Origin of the sequence: Kitasatospora sp. NPDC050543, from assembly GCF_044457565.1 — a bacterium.
In the GTDB taxonomy this organism is placed as follows: Bacteria; Actinomycetota; Actinomycetes; order Streptomycetales; family Streptomycetaceae; genus Kitasatospora.
Map to the genome: position 1 here is coordinate 124,927 of NZ_JBITGZ010000015.1, position 13,603 is coordinate 138,529.

Sequence of the window (13,603 nt, forward strand, 5' to 3'; positions counted from 1 at the left end):
CCCGCTCCGGCCGGGGTCGGCCGCTCTGCTCAGGCCACTGCCCGGTGCAGGGCGATCAGCAGCCGCCAGACCCCGGCCGCGACGGCGTCCGGGGTGGCGTCGATCCGCTCGTGCAGCCAGTCGGCGAGGACACCGGTGAAGGCGGCCGCCACCGCGGAGCCCACCAGGTCCGCGTGCGACGCCTTTGCCAACTCCCGTTCGGTGCGGCTTCGTTCGCGTAGCCGGTCGTGGAGCAGCTCACCCAGGGGGCCGCTGCCGCCCGGGCGCAGCAGACCCCGGTAGAGCGGGGCGTGGCCGGCGGTCTCGGTGAAGAAGGCGGTGAGGGCGGGCGGCGGGGCCGCCGGGTCCGGGATGCCGCGCCAGGCGTGCAGGGCGTCCACGGCGCGGTCGACGACCTCCGCGCAGGCATCCACCGCGAGGGCCTGGAGGTCCTCGTAGTGAAGGTAGAAGGTGGCGCGGCCGAGGGCCGCGCGGCGGACCACGGCCGAGACGGTGAGCTCGTCAAGCGGCCGGTCGGCGCACTCGGCGAGCAGGGCGTCGCGCAGCCTGGCCCGGGTGCGCTCGGCGCGCGGGTCGCCCGCCCGCCGGCCGCCGCCCTCGTCCGCCACACTCACCCGGCGACCAGGACCGCGGTGAGGGCCAGGGCGCCGGGCAGGGCCTGGGCGAAGAGGATGCGCCGGTTGGCGGTGGCCGCGCCGTACAGACCGGCGATCACCACGCAGCTGAGGAAGAACACCTGGACACGGTAGCCGGTGGGGTCGGCCGCGATCAGCCCCCAGACCAGGCCTGCCGCGAGGAAGCCGTTGTAGAGGCCCTGGTTGGCGGCGAGCGGGGCGCTGGCGCGGGCCATCTCCGCGTCGAAGCCGGAGAGTTCACGCCCCGGGCGGCGCTCCCAGAGGAACATCTCCAGCACCATGATGTACGCGTGCAGCGCGGCCACCAGGCCCACCAGCACGTTCGCGACGGTCTGCACGACCGCTCACCCGCTCTCTCGGCAACACTTCCTGGACAGGTGACCAGAGTTTATGGACACCTGTCCAGGAATGCCAAATCGCCAGGGCGCGGCGCATCGCGGCCGGCGTCGCCGGAACACCCAAGTAGCGCCGATTCCCCGGGTGCTGGCGGGACCAGCTCCCGCCCGCGCACCCCCTCAGCCGTTCCGACTACCGCCCAGGTGGGCCGCCAGCGCCCCGAGGTGGCGGTCGATGGTCGCCGCCTGCCCCCGCACATAGCGCGACACAAAGCGGTAGACCGGCCGGTAGATCTCCCCCCGCTCCGTCACCGTGACCGTGCATCCGCCCTCCGCCGGGTCGATGGCATAGGTCCAGGTGCCGCCGAACGGCAGGCCGCGATCGTCGGCGATGCGGGTGACCAGCCTGCTCGGCTCCACGCTCTCCACCACCTCGTACGTCATCGCGCCGTGCCGCTCGTACTCGCGCCACCGGATGCGCCCGCCCTCGACCGGCAGCCGCTCGATGTGCGTGAGGCCCGGGCGCCAGGCCGGGTAGAGGTCGATGTCAGACAGCACCTCCCACACCGCGTGCGGGGCCTGCGCCACCCGCAGCGACCGCTCCACCAGGTGCTCCACCGGGAGCCGGCGGCCGGCCTCGTACACGCCCACTCCGACGGCGGCCACCGCGGCCACCGCCGTACCCGCGCCGATCAGCAGCCCTCTGGTCATCCGCCCGGCTCCTCACACACCGCCCACACCGCCTGCCCCCGGCTTCCATCATCACGCCGGGCCGCCGGCGCGCGCGAGGCATCGGGAGGGCGGCGCAGCCGGGCGCGGGCACGCCGCCGCGCCGCCGCACCGCGGACCGACGATGAGTTACGGACTGGCTACTATGCGTGAGCAACGGGCCGCGATCTCCCTGCGCGGCCGCCGGACGACCTCGGAGAACCCCCGTGCCGCGTCACAGAGTCCTCACCGCCCTGGCCGCCCTCCCGCTCCTCGCCCTCGGGGCCGCGCCCGCCCACGCGGACACCACGCTGCGGTACGCCGCGCTCGGCGACTCGTACGCGGCCGGGGTCGCCGCCGGCGCCTACGACGGCGCCAGCGGCGAGTGCCACCGCAGCACCCGCGCGTACCCCGAGCTCTGGAGCGCCCAGCACGCTCCGGCCGAACTGCGGCACCTGGCCTGCAACGGGGCCACCGTCGCGGACGTGCTGCGCGACCAGGTCCCCGGCGTCAGCGCGGACACCTCTCTGGTCACCCTCACCGCCGGCGGCAACGACCTCGGCTTCTCCGACGCGGCGGTGGCCTGCCTCCAGCCGCTCACCACCGACGCCCGCTGCAACCAGACCCTGGACGAGTCGGAGCGGCGGCTGCGCGAGGACCTGCCCGCCCGGCTGGACACGCTCTACCGGGCTGTCGCCGCCGCGGCCGCGCCCACCGCCCGGGTGGTGGTGACGGGCTATCCGCATCTGCTGAGGACCGGCACCACCTGCCTGATCGGCACCGATCCGCGCCGGCAGCGCTTCAACCACGTCACCGACCTGCTGGACGAGGAGATCCGGCGTCAGGCGGCCGCGCACGGCTTCGCCTTCGCGGATGTCCGGACGGCTTTCGAGGGTCACGGGGTGTGCTCCGGGCCCGGCCAGGAGTGGATCACCGGGATCGTCATCCCCCGGCTGTGGGAGTCCTTCCACCCCACCGCGGACGGCCAGGCGCGCGGCTACCTGCCCGCCGTCGGCGACGCCGTCGCCGCTGCCGTCACCGCCGTGGCCGCCGGCCGCGCCTGAGGCCTGCGGCCTCCGGGGGCTCGGCTCTCCTACCGGCGCGCGCCCCGCCCGCCGGGGCGGCGGCGAAACCCGCTGGATCGAGCGGGCCGTGCTGGCGCAGACTGTCCCGATGCGCCCTGCCGTCCCCCGGCCACGGCGCGCATCAAAGCCCGTAGGCTGGGCAGGTAGGGACCATGGGGCGAGCGGCTCCATGGAGTGAGAGGTTCGAACAGTCGGCAGCCGGCATCGGCGTCCTTGCAGGCCCTGGAGGGCGGGGCGCGGCCGTCGGCCGACCGGAGGGAGACGCTGGGTGATCGAGCTGGAAGATGTTCCCGAGTTGATCGACCCGGTGATGGTCTGCGCCTTCGAGGGCTGGAACGACGCGGGCGACGCCGCCTCGGCCGCCGTGGCGCACCTCGACGAGACCTGGGGCGGCAAGGTGTTCGCCGCCCTGGACGCGGAGGACTACTACGACTTCCAGGTCAACCGGCCCACCGTCTGGCTGGACGGCGGGGTCCGCAGGATCACCTGGCCGACCACCCGGCTCTCGGTGATCCGGCTGACCGAGCCCAAGCCCAGGGACATCGTGCTGGTGCGCGGCATCGAGCCCAGCATGCGCTGGCGCTCGTACTGCAACGAACTGCTCGGCTTCGCCCACGAGCTGGGCGTGGAGCTGGTCGTCATCCTCGGCGCGCTGCTCGGCGACACCCCGCACAGCCGGCCGGTCCCGGTCAGCGGCGTCACCTCGGACGCCGAGCTGGCCCGCACCCTGGACCTGGAGGAGAGCCGGTACGAGGGCCCGACCGGCATCGTCGGGGTGCTCCAGGAGGCGTGCTCGCACGCCGGGGTGCCGGCCGTGACGCTGTGGGCGGCGGTGCCGCACTATGTGGCGCAGCCGCCGAACCCCAAGGCCACCCTCGCGCTGATCAACAAGCTGGAGGATCTGCTGGACCTGCGGATCCCGCCGGGCGAGCTCGGCGAGGACTCCCGCGCCTGGCAGCTCGGGGTGGACCAACTCGCCGCCGAGGACAGTGAGGTGGCCGAGTACGTCCAGCAGCTGGAGGAGGCGCAGGACACCGCGGAGCTCCCGGAGGCCTCCGGCGACGCCATCGCCCGCGAGTTCGAGCGCTACCTGCGCCGCCGGGAGAACCTCGGCCCGACGGGCGAGAAGCCGGTGGCGGGCCACGCCACCGCGGAGAAGGCCGGCGAGCCGGAGCCACCCGGCCCCAAGGACACCAAGACCGGCGAGGACGCCTCCGAGCCGGGGGACGGCGAGTAGCCGCAGCGCTGCCAACAGCACGAAGAAGGGGTGTCAGGAGGATTCCTGGCACCCCTTCTTCGTGCTGCGCGTGGCACGAGCCTCAGAGCACGAACCTCAGAGCGCGACACCCAGCAGGGCGTCCACCGTCCGCGAGACCAGCCCGGGTGCGCCGATGTCGTCGCCGCCGGCCTCGGCCTGCAGGGCGGCCCAGCGGTCCACGGCCGCCAGCGCCGCTGGCGCGTCCAGGTCGTTCGCCAGCGCCGCCCGGACCTCGCCGAGCAGGCCATCGGCCGACGGGCCGTCAGGACGGGAGACGGCCGCACGCCAGCGGGCGAGTCGCTCGACGGCCTCCTCCAGCGTGGCGTTCGTCCACTCCCAGTCGCTGCGGTAGTGGTGCGCCAGCAGCGCCAGGCGGATCGCCGCCGGGTCGACGCCCTCGCGGCGCACCGCCGAGACGAAGACCAGGTTGCCGCGGGACTTGGACATCTTGTGCCCGTCCAGGGCGACCATGCCGGCGTGCACGTACGCCTGGGCGTACGGGTGGGCGCCGGTGGCGACCTGGGCGTGGGCGGCACCCATCTCGTGGTGCGGGAAGGAGAGGTCGCTGCCACCGCCCTGGATGTCGAAGGACATCCCGAGGTACTTCAGGGCGATCGCGACGCACTCGATGTGCCAGCCGGGGCGGCCGTGGCCGAGCTCGGTGTCCCAGGCGGGCTCACCGGGGCGGGCCGAGAGCCAGAGCAGGGCGTCCAGCGGGTGCTTCTTGCCGGGGCGGTCGGGGTCGCCGCCGCGCTCGGCGAAGACCGGGCGCATCGCCTCGCGGCTGAGGCCGGAGACCTCGCCGAAGTGCGGGTCCGACTCGACGGAGAAGTAGACGTCGCCGTCGACGTCGTACGCGGCGCCGCTCGCGAGCAGCTTCTTGACCAGCGGGACGATCCACGGGATGGACTCGACGGCGCCGATGTAGTGCGCCGGGGGCAGCATCCGCAGGGCGGTCATGTCCTCGCGGAACAGGGCGGTCTCACGCTCCGCCAGTACCGTCCAGTCCTGGCCGGTCTCGACCGCGCGGGCCAGCAGCGGGTCGTCGACGTCGGTGACGTTCTGGACGTAGAGGACGTCGTGGCCGGCGTCCTTCCAGACCCGCTGCACCAGGTCGAAGGCGTTGTAGGTGGCGGCGTGGCCCATGTGGGTCGCGTCGTAGGGGGTGATGCCGCAGACGTAGAGCCGGGCGGTGGGGCCCTGCGGCACGACCTCGCGGACACAGCCCGCGGCGGTGTCGTGGATTCGCAGGGGGAGCCCCTGACCGGGCAGGGCGGGAACCTCGGAGGCGGGCCAGGCATGCATGGGAACCAATCTAACCTCGCGATCATTTGAAAGCCTAACCAGTACGCAAGATCGGCTTGATTCGATATGCATGCCGCCCTGGACCGGACCCGATCGTTTGCGATCGGATCGGCCTGCGATCCGGATCGGCTCGACGTTGGCTCCGCCCGGGACCGGCTCGGTTCGGGGCGGACTCGGGGCCGGCTCCGCCTCAGGTCAGATCGGCGGCCAGGGGATGGACGGCCAGTCCTGCGAGGGCAGCGGATGCACGCCGGTGCTCAGCAGCACGTCGATCCGCGCGCGGGTGGCCACAAGCTCGGCCCGGGTCAGGTGTTCGGCCAGGCGGGCACCGAGCCCGCCGTCCAGCTCCCGCGCGAGACCGCCGAGCACCGGGCCGGCCTCCTGCGGCAGCGGCCGCCCGGCCCAGCCCCAGAGCAGCGTGCGCAGCTTGCCGGGCACGGCGAAGGTCACCCCGTGGTCGATGCCGTAGATCCGGCCGTCGGCGGCGCGGATCAGATGGCCGCCCTTGCGGTCGGCGTTGTTGAGCACCGCGTCCAGCACGGCCAGGCGCCGCAGCTGTACGTCGTCGGTGTGCACCAGCAGCGCGGTACGGCCCTCGCCGACGTCGGCCCGCACGATCGGCAGCCAGCCCCTCTCGGGGCCGGCCGGGTCCTGGAGGGCGAGCAGCGGTCCGGCCTGCCGGTCCGGCTCCACCCAGAGCTGGACCATCCCCGGCCCGTGCGGCCCCTCGCGCAGCACCGTGGGCGGGATCAGCGCCCAGCCGGTGGCGGCGGACACCTCGTACGCGGCGGCCTCGCGCCCGGCCAGGGTGCCGTCGGGGAAGTCCCAGAGCGGGCGCTCACCGGCCACCGGCTTGTAGACGCACGGCGCCTGAAGACCCTCCAGGCTCGCGGTGCAGTAGAGCGCGGCGTTGGAGGCGTCGGTGAGCCGGCCGTGGACGGTGATCCGGCCCTCGCGCAGCAGCCGTAGCGCGGTGGGTACGTCGGCGGCCAGCACGGCGGCGGCCACCGGGTCGGCCTCGGGGACGGCCGCCGGGCGGGCGCCGGCGGGCCGGGGGGGCGTGTCCGCGTTCAGCGCCGGTAACCGTTCGCGCGCGGGCACAGATGGCCCTCGGGGTCGAGCGGGAGGTTGCAGAACGGGCAGGGCTTGCGGCCCGCCGCGACCAGGTCGAGGGCGCGCTTGGCGAAGACCCGGGCCATCGCGCCGCTGAGCCGCACCCGGAGCATGTCCGGGCCGTTCTCCTCATCCTCGAAGACCGCTTCGGCCTCCTCCTGCGCGCCCTCCTCGCCCTCGATCACGGCCTGGGCCTCGACGACCAGGCAGGAGTCGGTGCTGTCCCAGGCCAGCGCCATGGTGCCGACCCGGAACTCCTGCTCCAGCGGGAGGTCGAGCGGGGCGCTGTCGATCAGGTCGAGCGGCGCGGTGGCGGGGATGGCCGCGTCGCCGCCGCTGCGCCGCAGCGCCTCGTCGAGGACCTCCTCGATGCGCTCGGCGAGCGCCGCGACCTGGGTCTTCTCCAGCAGCACGCTGGTGATCCGGCCCCGGGCGCTGGCCTGCAGGTAGAACGCCCGGGCGCCGGGCTGGCCGACGGTACCGGCCACGAACCGTTCGGGCTGGTCGTAGAAGTGGACCTGACGGGGCACGCTCTCGCTCCGGATCGTTCTGGCGTGGTCAACGGCTTCTCGGTACCCGGGTGCTCGGCACCCGGGCGACGGTGTACGGGCGTTGGTGCACGGGCGCTCGCGTACACACGGGCTCACCTGTCACCCTACGGCCTGTCGGCCGGGCCGGGGACGGGAGGTGTCAGCCCGCCCCGGTGGCGCCGCCCACCACGGCGTCACCGGCCGGGGTGCCGTGGCCACCGGGGCCGGGCGCGAGCGAGGAGAGGTCGCCGGTGTCCCCCATCCGCAGGACGAACGGGCGCTGCGGGGTGTAGCGGATGGCGGTCACCGAGCATGGGTCGACGTTGATCCGCTGGAAGTGGTCGAGGTGCAGACCGAGCGCGTCGGCGACCACCGCCTTGATCACGTCGCCGTGCGAACAGGCGACCCAGACGGCGTCCTCGCCGTGCTCGACGGCGATCTTCTCGTCCCATTCGCGGACGGCCGTCACGGTGCGGTGGCTCAGCTCGCGCAGCGACTCCCCGGCGGGGAAGGCGGCGGCCGCCGCGTGGTCCTGGACGGTGCGCCACAGCGGCTCGCCGGCCAGCTCGGCGAGCGGACGGCCGGTCCAGTCGCCGTAGCGGCACTCCCCCAGCCGCTCGTCCAGCGCCGGGTCGCCGAGCTCGGGGCGGGTGGCGAGCAGCGGCTCCAGGGTCTGCCGGCAGCGTTCCAGCGGGCTGCTGACGGCCCTGGCCAACGGGATCGCGGCCAGGCGCCCGGCGAGGGCCGCGGCCTGGTCCCGCCCGGTGTCGTCGAGGTCGACACCCGGGGTCCAACCGGCCAGGATTCCGGCGGTGTTCGCGGTGGAACGGCCGTGTCGCACGAGCAGCAGGGTCGGCATGGGGCCCAGCGTACGTCCCGGCGCGGCGCGGCCGACGGGGGCACCCCCGGCCGAAGGCTCGGCGGACAGTGCGCGGGCGGTGTCCGGGCGGTGCGGACCGGGTGCCGCTTTCGGCCCTGGAGTGCGCTTTCAGCGGATTTGATGCCGGGAGCGCCGGGCAGGCAGCACAATGTCCCGCATGATCGTCGATTGCGCCATCTACCGCGACGGCCACCGCATCGAGGGGCCCGAGGACTACTCCGACGCCCTGGCGGCCGCCCGGGCGGCGGGTGACACCTTCCTCTGGATAGGGCTGGCCGAGCCGACGACGGCTGAGCTCGACCTGGTCAGCGAGGAGTTCGGCCTGCACCCGCTGGCCGTCGAGGACGCGGTGAACGCCCACCAGCGGCCCAAGCTGGAGTCGTACCCGGACTCGCTGTTCATGGTGCTCAAGACGCTCGGCTACCACTCCGAGGGCCATCTGGTGACCAGCGGCGAGGTGATGCTCTTCCTTGGCGACAGTTATGTGATGACGGTCCGCCACGGCAGCGACAGTCCGCTGGCGGCGCTGCGGGCACAGCTGGAGAAGCAGCCGGACCTCCTGCGGTACGGGCCGAGCGCCGTCCTGCACTCGGTCTGCGACACGATCGTGGACGGGTACCTGGAGGCCGCGGACGGCCTCCAGGCCGACCTTGACGAGGTGGAGGCGGACGTCTTCGCGCCGGGCCGGCCGGTGCGCGGCACGGCGGAACGGATCTACGGCTTCAAGCGGCAGCTGGTGGCGGCCCGGCGGGCCACCGGCCCGCTGCTGGAGCCGATGCTGCGGCTGGCCAGGGGCGGCGAGCCGTTCGTCGAAGCCGAGGCGCAGCCCTACCTGCGGGACGTGGCGGACCACCTGGCGCGGGCGAATGAGCAGGTCGAGGGCATGGACCGGCTGCTCACGGACATCCTCAGCGCCAATCTGGCGCAAGTGAGCGTGCAGCAGAACAACGACATGCGGCAGATCTCGGCCTGGGCGGCGCTCGCCGCGGTGCCGACGATGATCGCGGGCATCTACGGGATGAACTTCGACTTCATGCCCGAGCTGCGCCAGCCCTGGGGGTATCCGGCCGCGCTGCTGCTGATGACGGTGGTCTGCGTGGGGCTGCACCGGGTGTTCAAGCGCAGCGGCTGGCTGTAGCGCACGCCGAGGCCCTCGCCCCCCGCGCGGCGCGGGGGGCGAGGGGCGGGGGGCGAGGGCCTCGGCGAAGGCCTCGGCGGGGTGCGCTACTCGGCCAGGCCCGCGCGCTCCAGCGCCTCGACGCCGGTGCGCAGCGCCTGGAGCCGCTCGTCGAGGCTGAATCCGGCCGGGGCCAGGGTCAGGGTGGTGACACCGGCGTCGGCGTAGGCCTGCATCCGGTCGGCGATCCGGGCGGTGTCGCCGAGCAGCGAGGTGGCGTCGATCAGGTCGTGCGGGACGGCGGCGGCGGCACCGGCGTAGTCCTTGGCGAGATAGCGCTCCTGGATCTCGTCGGCGGCCTGCTCGTAGCCCATCCGGCGGGTGAGCTGGTTGTAGAAGTTCTTGTCCTTGCTGCCCATGCCGCCGATGTAGAGGGCGGCGTACGAGCGCTGGGCGTCGGCGGCGGCCTTGATGTCGTCGCTGACCGAGATGGTCACCGTCGGGCAGAGGTCGAAGCCCTCCAGGGTCTTGCCCGCCTTGGCCCGGCCGGCCGCGAGGGGGTCGATGGAGAGCGCGGCGTGCTCGGGGGCGAAGAAGATGCCGAGCCAGCCGTCGGCGATCTCGCCGGTCTGCTCCAGGTTCTTCGGGCCGATGGCGGCGATGTACAGCGGGATGTGCTCGCGGACGGGGTGGACGGTCAGCTTGATCGGCTTGCCGGGGCCGCCGGGCAGCGGCAGCGTCCAGTTGGCGCCCTCGTGGACCAGCCGCTCGCGGGACATCGCCTTGCGGATGATCTCGACGTACTCGCGGGTGCGGGCCAGCGGCTTGTCGAACTTCACGCCGTACCAGCCCTCGGAGACCTGCGGGCCCGAGACGCCCAGGCCGAGGCGGAAACGGCCGCCGGAGAGGGTGTCCAGGGTGGCGGCGGTCATCGCGGTCATGGCCGGGGTGCGGGCCGGGATCTGGAAGATCGCCGAGCCGACGTCGATCCGCTCGGTCTTGGCGGCGACGAAGCTGAGGACGGTCGCGGCGTCGGAGCCGTAGGCCTCGGCGGCCCAGCAGACCGAGTAGCCCAGGCGGTCGGCCTCCTGGGCGACCGCGATGTTGTCGGCGTCCATGCCGAGTCCCCAGTAGCCGAGGTTGATGCCGAGTCGCATGTGGGTGCCAAGCCTTCCAGTCGGTTTCCGCCGACACTAGCCGCGCGGCAGAGCCTCATGCTACTGGCCGGTAGCTGTGGGCTGTGTCACAACGGCAGGTTACGGCCCACTGATCGTTCTGCGGGTCTGCACATCTGCCCGGGCACCGGCCGCTACGCTCAGCCGACGTGGAGAAGCCTCACCCCACCTGCATGTTTACCAGTTAGCGGAGGGCCTGCCCGATGGAAATGCGTCACCTCGGCCGTACCGGGCTGCGGGTCTCCAGGCTCGGCCTCGGCACCATGACGTGGGGCCGCGACACCGACGAACACGAGGCCGGCGAGCAGCTCAAGGAGTTCGTGGACGCCGGCGGCAACCTGGTGGACACCGCCGACGTCTACGCCGACGGCGGCGCGGAGTACCTGCTCTCCCGCCTGACGGACAGTCTGATCCCGCGCTCGGAGCTGGTCATCGCCACCAAGGCCGGCAGCGTCCCCGACTCCGACCGCCGCTTCGACGCCTCGCGCGGACACCTGCTGACCGCCCTGGACGCCTCGCTGCGCCGGCTCGGCACCGACTACGTGGACCTCTGGCAGGTGCACGCCTTCGACCCGGGCACCCCCACCGAGGAGACCCTGCGCGCCCTCGACCTCGCCGTCTCCTCCGGCCGCGCCCGATACGTCGGCGTCTGCGACTTCAGCGGCTGGCAGCTCGCCAAGGCCGCCACCTGGCAGCACGCCGACCCGGCACGGACCCCGCTCGCCGGCAGCCAGACCGAGTACTCGCTGCTCCAGCGGGGCATCGAACGCGAGGTGCTGCCCGCCGCACTCGACGCCGGGATCGGCCTGCTCGCCTCCTCCCCGCTCGGCCGCGGCGTGCTCACGGGCAAGTACCGGCACGCCGTGCCCCAGGACTCGCGCGGCGCCTCCCCGTACCTCTCCGGCTTCGTCCAGCCCTACCTCGGCGAGCGCTCGCGGCGGATCGTCGACGCCGTCGCCACCGCCGCCGACGGCCTGGCCAGCAGCCCGCTCGCGGTGGCCCTCGCCTGGGTGCGGGACCGGCCCGGCGTGGCCAGTGCGCTGGTCGGGGCGCGGACGGCGGCGCAGCTGCAGTCCGCACTGTCGGTGGAGGCGCTTACGCTTCCGGGTGAGATCCGCGGTGCGCTCGACGACATCTCGGCGCCGGTCCACCGCTACCCCGACCACGAGTGGAACGAGCTGTAGGCCCGCGGGCCGGGCTCCTCCCCTCGCCGACTCTGTACGAGACGCGGCTTCGGCCGCACTGCCCGGCAGTGGCGTAATCCTTTGGAGCGAACAGCGAATGGTGAGCGACGCAGAGAACAGCGCTCCGGGCGGCCGGCCGGCCGGCCAGGCGGACGCGGTCGCGGCACTGGCGGAGGCGATCAGGCTGGTCGGGCAGCAGACCCCGCCCGGCTCCGCCCCGGACACCTCCACCCCGCAGGCGGGTACGCCCGCGCCGGCCGCAGCTCACCCGGACGAGCAGCGGGCACAGGCCCTGCGCGCCACGGCTCAGGTGCTGACCGCGGGCGGCGCCCCGGCGGACTTCGCAGCCGCGGCGCTGGCCGAGTTCGGTGAGGGCGCACCCGGGCTGCTCCGCGCCGACCCCTGGGCCGTCCTCGCGCTGCCCGGCGTACGCCCCGAACACGCGGACGGCTTCGCGCGCGGGCTGCTCGGGCCGGCCGCCGGGCCCGGTGATCCCCGCCGGGCGCGGGCGCTGGTGCCGTGGCTGCTGGAGCAGGCCGCGCTGCGCGGACACTCGGCGATGGAGATCGGCGAGGTCGCCGCGGGCCTGGAGCGCCTGGGCCTGCCGGATCCGGCCGCGGCCCTCCAGGAGGTCGTGGTGGACGGCCGGGTGATGGCCTTCCAGGAGGAGCTGACCGGCCCCGAGGCGCGCACGGCCGGGTCCGCCGACGAGGAGGACGAGCCGCCGACCCGGACGCTGCTCGCGCTGGAGCGGCTCGCCCTGGCGGAGGAGAGCCTCGCGGACGGTCTGGTCCGGGTGATCTCCACCTTCGTCCCGGCCGAGGACCACGACGAGGCCAAGGACCAGGGCCAGGACCTGGGCGGGGATCAGGCCGGGGATCAGGACGGCGACGGGCTCGGCAACGAGGCCGACGAGGCCGAGGCTCCCGAGGAGCCGGCGGCGGGCCGGGCCGAGGACGCGCCCGGTGCGGCCGCCGGCGGGGAGCGGGAGGCCGAGGCCGACCCGGAGGGTACGGAGGCCGCGGACCTGCCCACGGCCGGCACCGCCGACGCGGCCGAGCACCACGGCCCGGCCCAGCCGGGCCCGTTGGCCTGGGAGGCCGCGGCCACGGCGGCGCCCTCCTCCTCCGCGGCGGCGCTGATCAGGGCCGTGTCGGCTGCCGCACTGGTGACGCACACCGGCGGCGAGGCCTCCCGGGCGGAGCTGGCCGCCCTGCTGCACGCCGCGCGCGGGCTCGGCCTGCGCGCCTGGGCTGCCGCATGGACCGACCAGGCCCGGGACAGCTTCACCGGCCTGCTACCCCCCGGCGCCGCACCCGACGTGGCCGCCCTCGCGGACCTGCTGTCCGGCGCCGCCGGCCCCGGCCGTGCCCCGGACGGCTCGCTAGCCCTGGACGTCCTGATCGTGCTGGACGCGCCGCTGCTCGACGTCGAGCTGGCCGCCACCCTGCTCGAGTCCCTGGCCGACGGCACCCGGCTGGTGCTCAGCGGGGATCCGGGCCAGCTCTGGTCGGCCGGTCCTGGCCGGTTCTTCGCCGACCTGATCGCCGCCAAGGCCTGCCCGGCCGTCGCCTCCCGGACGCCCGACTTCGGGCCGATCGGCGAGCTGGTCTCCGGCATCGGGATCGGCGAGCTGCTGCCGGTGGACGCGCCGGACAAGGAGGTGGTCATCCTGACCGCCAAGGACGGCGCCGAGGCCGTCCACCGCGCCATCCAGCTGCTCGGCGACTCGATCCCGCGCGCCCTGGGCATCCCGGCCGAGCGGGTCGTGCTGCTCACCCCCGGCCACGGCGGTACCGCCGGCACCCGGGCCCTGAACGCCGCCGCCAAGGCCCGGCTCAACCCCGGCCCCGGCCGGTTCGCCGGGTTCGACCCGGGCGACCGGGTGGTGTACTCCCCCACCCCCGGGATCACCCACCCCGGCCGGGTGCTGGACGGCGACGCCACCGGCCTGCACCTTGAACTCACCGACGGCACGCGGCTGACCGTCGCCCCCGCCGAGGCCGGCCGGCTCCGGCACGGCTGGGCACTGACCGTGCACCAGGCGGTCGGCCGCCGCTGGCCCGGTGCGGTCGTCGTCCTGCCGGACGACGCGGTTGCCGGGCTGACCAGGCAGTGGGTCTACACCGCGTTCGGCCGGGCGGAGCGGCACCTGTCGGTCGTACACGCGGCCGGGCCGGCGCTGTCGCAGGCCGTCACCGAGCGGCCCGCCCAGCCGCGCACCACCCGGCTGCGCGCCATCCTGGCCGAGCACGCCGAGCAGTCGTACTGACGCCTG

At 74.4% G+C, this 13,603-nt stretch carries 13 protein-coding genes; 5 read left to right on the top strand and 8 right to left on the bottom strand.

The window, feature by feature from the left end:
- Window positions 1-29: 29 nt before the first annotated feature.
- The 3 genes from ACIBH3_RS20100 to ACIBH3_RS20110 form a co-directional block, all read right to left on the bottom strand.
- On the bottom strand, window positions 30-614 hold the full coding sequence (locus tag ACIBH3_RS20100; protein ID WP_396313350.1) for a TetR/AcrR family transcriptional regulator: 585 nt from the start codon (window positions 612-614) through the stop codon (window positions 30-32).
- A complete protein-coding gene (locus tag ACIBH3_RS20105) occupies window positions 611-973 on the bottom strand; it encodes a DUF1304 domain-containing protein (protein WP_396313351.1) in 363 nt (120 codons plus the stop codon). Before ACIBH3_RS20105 ends, ACIBH3_RS20100 begins: the two co-directional genes overlap by 4 nt.
- Window positions 974-1,150: 177 nt before the next feature.
- Window positions 1,151-1,681 carry an SRPBCC domain-containing protein gene (locus ACIBH3_RS20110; protein ID WP_396313352.1) on the bottom strand — a complete coding sequence of 177 codons (531 nt, stop codon included), beginning with the start codon at window positions 1,679-1,681 and terminating at the stop codon, window positions 1,151-1,153.
- A gap of 224 nt (window positions 1,682-1,905) precedes the next feature.
- Between ACIBH3_RS20110 and ACIBH3_RS20115 the strand changes: the two genes are divergently transcribed.
- Both ACIBH3_RS20115 and ACIBH3_RS20120 read left to right on the top strand, forming a co-directional pair.
- Entirely contained in the window at window positions 1,906-2,742 is an 837-nt protein-coding gene (locus ACIBH3_RS20115) for an SGNH/GDSL hydrolase family protein (protein WP_396313353.1), read from the top strand.
- A gap of 289 nt (window positions 2,743-3,031) precedes the next feature.
- Window positions 3,032-4,000 (top strand): PAC2 family protein, encoded by a 969-nt coding sequence (locus tag ACIBH3_RS20120; protein ID WP_396313354.1) that lies wholly within the window; start codon window positions 3,032-3,034, stop codon window positions 3,998-4,000.
- A 96-nt stretch (window positions 4,001-4,096) separates the two neighbouring features.
- Here the strand turns inward: ACIBH3_RS20120 and mshC are convergent, their stop codons facing one another.
- The 4 genes from mshC to ACIBH3_RS20140 all read right to left on the bottom strand — a co-directional run bounded on the left by mshC (window position 4,097) and on the right by ACIBH3_RS20140 (window position 7,828).
- Window positions 4,097-5,326, bottom strand: a complete 1,230-nt coding sequence (gene mshC, locus ACIBH3_RS20125; RefSeq protein WP_396313355.1) for a cysteine--1-D-myo-inosityl 2-amino-2-deoxy-alpha-D-glucopyranoside ligase — start codon at window positions 5,324-5,326, stop codon at window positions 4,097-4,099.
- Between the two features lie 195 nt (window positions 5,327-5,521).
- On the bottom strand, window positions 5,522-6,427 hold the full coding sequence (locus ACIBH3_RS20130) for an SCO1664 family protein (RefSeq protein WP_396313356.1): 906 nt from the start codon (window positions 6,425-6,427) through the stop codon (window positions 5,522-5,524).
- On the bottom strand, window positions 6,397-6,969 hold the full coding sequence (locus tag ACIBH3_RS20135; protein ID WP_396313357.1) for a DUF3090 domain-containing protein: 573 nt from the start codon (window positions 6,967-6,969) through the stop codon (window positions 6,397-6,399). The genes ACIBH3_RS20130 and ACIBH3_RS20135 overlap by 31 nt, the downstream gene beginning before the upstream one ends.
- A 160-nt stretch (window positions 6,970-7,129) precedes the next feature.
- Entirely contained in the window at window positions 7,130-7,828 is a 699-nt protein-coding gene (locus ACIBH3_RS20140) for an MSMEG_4193 family putative phosphomutase (protein WP_396313358.1), read from the bottom strand.
- 169 nt (window positions 7,829-7,997) lie between these two features.
- Here ACIBH3_RS20140 and ACIBH3_RS20145 point away from each other — a divergent pair, with 169 nt between their 5' ends.
- Window positions 7,998-8,987, top strand: coding sequence for a magnesium and cobalt transport protein CorA (locus tag ACIBH3_RS20145; RefSeq protein ID WP_396313359.1), 990 nt, complete (start codon window positions 7,998-8,000; stop codon window positions 8,985-8,987).
- Window positions 8,988-9,073: 86 nt separating this feature from the next.
- Here ACIBH3_RS20145 and ACIBH3_RS20150 read toward each other — a convergent pair whose 3' ends face one another.
- Window positions 9,074-10,123: an LLM class F420-dependent oxidoreductase gene (locus tag ACIBH3_RS20150; RefSeq protein ID WP_396313360.1), complete on the bottom strand. Its 1,050-nt coding sequence runs from the start codon at window positions 10,121-10,123 to the stop codon at window positions 9,074-9,076.
- A gap of 221 nt (window positions 10,124-10,344) precedes the next feature.
- On the opposite strand from ACIBH3_RS20150, the gene ACIBH3_RS20155 reads away from it, so the two are divergent.
- Together ACIBH3_RS20155 and ACIBH3_RS20160 are read left to right on the top strand one after the other, a co-directional pair.
- Window positions 10,345-11,325, top strand: coding sequence for an aldo/keto reductase (locus ACIBH3_RS20155; RefSeq protein ID WP_396313361.1), 981 nt, complete (start codon window positions 10,345-10,347; stop codon window positions 11,323-11,325).
- Between the two features lie 97 nt (window positions 11,326-11,422).
- The gene (locus ACIBH3_RS20160; protein WP_396313362.1) at window positions 11,423-13,597 is read left to right on the top strand and encodes an ATP-binding domain-containing protein; all 2,175 of its coding nucleotides are present in this window, start codon (window positions 11,423-11,425) and stop codon (window positions 13,595-13,597) included.
- Window positions 13,598-13,603: the final 6 nt, after the last annotated feature.